Annotated in this window: 3 protein-coding genes and 1 pseudogene; all 4 read right to left on the reverse strand. The window is 59.9% G+C overall.

All coding sequences use genetic code 11. The annotated features are described in order from the left end of the window. Positions 1-979 (reverse strand): tyrosine-type recombinase/integrase (locus tag NCT32_RS32400; RefSeq protein WP_250491271.1); only part of this gene is annotated, 979 nt, incomplete at its 3' end. After that, on the reverse strand, positions 976-1902 hold the full coding sequence (locus tag NCT32_RS32405) for a tyrosine-type recombinase/integrase (protein WP_250491272.1): 927 nt from the start codon (positions 1900-1902) through the stop codon (positions 976-978). The genes NCT32_RS32405 and NCT32_RS32400, both read right to left, overlap by 4 nt. After that, on the reverse strand, positions 1899-3107 hold the full coding sequence (locus NCT32_RS32410; protein WP_250491273.1) for a tyrosine-type recombinase/integrase: 1209 nt from the start codon (positions 3105-3107) through the stop codon (positions 1899-1901). Before NCT32_RS32410 ends, NCT32_RS32405 begins: the two co-directional genes overlap by 4 nt. Before the next feature lie 104 nt (positions 3108-3211). Beyond that, positions 3212-4054: pseudogene (locus NCT32_RS32415) on the reverse strand (IS256 family transposase); the annotation flags it as partial. Between the last annotated feature and the right edge of the window lie 74 nt (positions 4055-4128).

Raw genomic sequence — 4128 nt, forward strand, 5'->3', positions numbered from 1 at the left:
CCAGAAAGGCGAGAAGCGTATCGGAGGGGCGATACCGGCCGGGCTGGGTGTTAGGCATGCGAACCCGGGCGAGAGCTTGCTCCTTGATTCCCAGATGCGCGTGTAGATAAATCGTGGTGGTGTCGACATGCTCATGGCCGAGCCATAGAGCGATCACTGTGGGATCGACGCCCGCTTCCAGAAGCCTCATTGCAGAGGTATGCCTCAACACATGCGCCGTTACTTTCTTCGTTGTCAAAGTCGGACAGGCGACAGATGCTGTAGATGCATGGAGTGCAATGCGGCGCTCGATCGCGTCTCGGCTGAGTGGTTTGCCGGTGCGTGTTGGAAACAGCCGCGCGGGCGGGTTGACGTTACACTCGGCGAGCCACGTGCGCAGCACGTTGACGACAGGGACTGTCAATGGCGTGATGCGGTCCTTTCGACCCTTCCCGTGACAGGCGAGATGCGCACCAGCGCCGAGGTAAACGTCGCTTTGCCGCAGACCGATCAATTCGGAGATCCGCAATCCGGTTTGCACCGCGACCAGTAGCAACGCATAATCGCGTCGCCCTGACCACGACGCTCGATCTGGCGCAGCAAGGAGGGCTTGCACTTCCGGCTCGGTGAGAAAGGTAACGATCGTGCGCTCGAAACGCTTCGGTAGTATCGCCAGCACGCGAGCAATGGTGGCTGCGGATTCAGGGTGCCGTAATGCCGCGTAGCGGAACAGCGAATGGATGGCGGCGAGCCGGGCGTTACGAGTACGCACGCTGTTATTCCGATCCTGTTCTAGATGGTCCAGGAAGGCACAGACCAGCGGGACGTCAAAGTCAGCAAAGTCGAGCGCCGATGGCGATTTGCTGGTTCGCGTCGCGGCGAAGCGAAGCAACAATCGCCATGTATCGCGATATGCCGAAATCGTACACGGGCTCGCGTGACGCTCCCGCAGGAGTCGGTCTGAGAAGAATGCTTGCAGGGTGATGGCCAGTGCGCTCATGCTTGTTCTCCCGGCGGACGCGCCAGACGCTCGGCCGCCTTAATGAGCAGTTCTGGAGCTGCTGACAGATACCAGTAACTTGTCGCCGGATTGACATGGCCAAGATAGGTTGAAAGCAGCGTGAGACGCTGCTGCGTGTCGGAACCGTCTCGATAGGCGTCAAGCAGCGTCCTTACGGCGAAAGCATGCCGAAGGTCATGGATTCGGGGGCGACAATGGCTGGTGCGCGGTACGATGCCTGCTTGATGGACCAATCGGTGAAAGGTCCAGTGAATATTGCAGTACAGGAGCCGGCTGCCAGTGGGGGAGATGAATAGCGCTGCGGTTCGTCCGGCGTAGGGCTCTCGGTTGCGGCAGGCGAGATACCGTTTCAATGCCGTCGCCGTCGTCGGATCCAATGGAAGTTCTCGCGTTTTATTAAACTTCGCATCCCGGATAATCAAGGTTCCGTTACGCGCATCGAAGTCCTGCCGATTCAAATTGATTGCCTCGCCGACTCGCATTCCGGTGACAGCGAGCAAACCAATCAAGGTCTGGTAAGTCGTCACTCGCAGCGGAGAACTGAGCGTGTCGGCTGCTTTAATCAGCGCGATGATCTCTTCGTCGCTATACAGATATGGACTTGCCCGATGTGGTCGCCATGGCAGCAAGTCCGACGGTGGCACCTCGACGGTGTGATCGATGGCGTGCAGATAGTTGGTGAAACCCCGAACCGCAGAAAGACGATAGGACCACCAATTGTTGCCGCCGTTCGTCGGCTGGCATGCCCACGTCAAGGCGTGTTGAACGGTGATTGTCGGTGCTCCTGTGGACGCGAGAAAATCAATGAATTGATGCAGCAGCTTCTCCTGCCGCCGCAACTTGTAGCCCAGCGAGCGTCGCAGGCTTAGATACTCAGTCAAAGCATGACGTAATTCGCTCATGTTGCGCTCCCCGGCCACGCACGGGCGAGCAGGTGCAGTCCCTCCCTGTTGACCTTTGCGTAGATTGCCGTGGTCATCAGGCGACGATGGCGCAGTACTTGAGAGACTGCAGGAAGTGCAACGCCGGAACACACCATCTGACTTGCAAGTGTGTGGCGCAGACGATGAGCGCGCACATGATCAAGGCCCGCGCGTGAAGCTGCTGCGGTCACCGCGTCTGTGACACCAGTGGATGAGAGCGCTCGGTGCGGAGCTCGTATGCGCAAGAACACCGTGCGGCATTGTGCGGTATCGGGGCGGCCACGTTCCAAGTACGCTGCCAATGCGTCACCGACGTCTGCCGGCAAGGGCAGGCGATCGATGCGCTGCGCTTTACCTCTGACCACAAGTTCGCCTGCGCGCCAGTCAATGTCGGCCAGATCAAGCCTGGCCACCTCGCCGGCACGCAAGCCCAGACGCGCGAGCAACATCAGCATCGCGAAGTCGCGACGGCCGCTGCGGGTGCGTCGATCACAGGCTGCCAGCAAACGTCGCACATCGCCGGCCTTCAGTGCGCGTGGCAATCCTGCGAGACGCCAGCCAGCAACTGAGGGGACTACCATCTCAAGCGGCAGCGCGATGAAACCTTCGACGTGCAAGTAGGTCAATAACGAGCGCAGCGCCGTTACCGTAAGCTTCGCTGAACCAATAGGTCGTCCGTCGCGGGCAGCGCGCACGAAGTCGATCACGTGCTTCGGCTGCAAGGTCTTCCAATCGAGTTCGCTATCGACGACTCTCGCCTCGACAAACGGACGCACCATGTCGACATACCCGCGAGCGCTAGTAGCGACAAGCCCGCGCACATCGAGCAGATATCGGTGGTAGCGCGAGAGTAGCTCTTCGCTGAGACTCAAGGCCGCTGGAGCACTTGCGACCTCAATCCCAATGCTTCCAAGGTAGCTGATCAGCGGCACCAGTGCCTTGGTTGAGAGCCACAACCTGTAGCCTTTTGCGCGTCGTGCGTCCAAGAACTCCCCGAGAACCGGGTCGCTGAGCATCGTTGCATCAAGTCGCCGGGAAACAAGCCAGCGGCTCAGATGGCCAAAGAGTTGAAGCTGGTTCGCTACGGCGTTGGGCCGGTACCCTTGCTTGCTCAGCTCGGCAGCGAAGCCGTCTCTGAATGAGACAAGCGGTCCGGTAATACGGACCCGAGATGGATGTGACATGATGTGCCTCCTCGCAGATGCGGAGAAGGAAGCATCGCTCAACTGAGCGGGATTATGCCGATACCTAAAGTGCGTTCGCCGCCAGCAGTCCGGTATCGCAGCCGGGACTTCGGCATAATCCGGACATCGGCGTAATGGAACCAGCAGCGCTGGTGCTGTGTCTGTGGAAACACTTCTTCAAGCGCTGCCCACAGCCCCATCGCGCCATCACCGACTGCGAGCAGCGGCGGCGCCTGCAGACCTCGTTTCTTCAGATCGAGCAGCAGCTCTTTCCAGGATTCCTTCGATTCGCGATAGCCGTCGCTGAGCGCCACTCGCTCCTTGCAGCCGTCCGGTTTTACGCCGATGATCACCAGCAGGCACTGCCCGTCCGAATCCTCCGCGCGGGCCTGCGTATGGATGCCGTCGGCCCACCAGTAGACCCAGCGCGAGGCCGAGAGGTCACGCTTGTTCCACTGCTCGTACTCTTCTGACCATGCGCCCTTCAGACGGCTCACGACGCTTGCTGACAGCCCTTTGGCCTGCTCGCCCAGCAACTCCGATAGCGCCTCGCCCATGTCGCCTGTCGAGACACCACGCAGGTACAGCCACGGTAGCGACGACGACACCCGCGGCGACTTGCGCACATATGGCGGTACGATCGTCGAATTGAACTTGATGCCGGAGCCCGAACGATCGCGAACCTTCGGCACCTGAACAGGCACCGGTCCCACGGCCGTGACGATCTCGCGCTCTGGCAGGTAGCCGTTGCGCACGACCGCCCGCCGCCCATCGATCGTCTTCACATTCGAATATTGCTCGAGCATCACTGCCAGTTCCGCCTCGATTGCCTGCTGGATGATTCGCCGCGCCCCTTGCTGAATCAGATCGTCCAGGCCGGCGGCCCTCGCGACTTGCGCTTCTTCTGCTGTTTGACTGCCGCTAGTTTCCTGCGTATGTTTCGCCATGGTGGTGGAGTTCGATTGTGGAAGTGTTACCGTGAGAAGCAACATTCTCCTTCAATCGCCACCGCCTTCTTCCG

The sequence above is a fragment of the Caballeronia sp. INML2 genome (genome assembly GCF_023631365.1).
GTDB lineage: Bacteria > Pseudomonadota > Gammaproteobacteria > Burkholderiales > Burkholderiaceae > Caballeronia > Caballeronia turbans.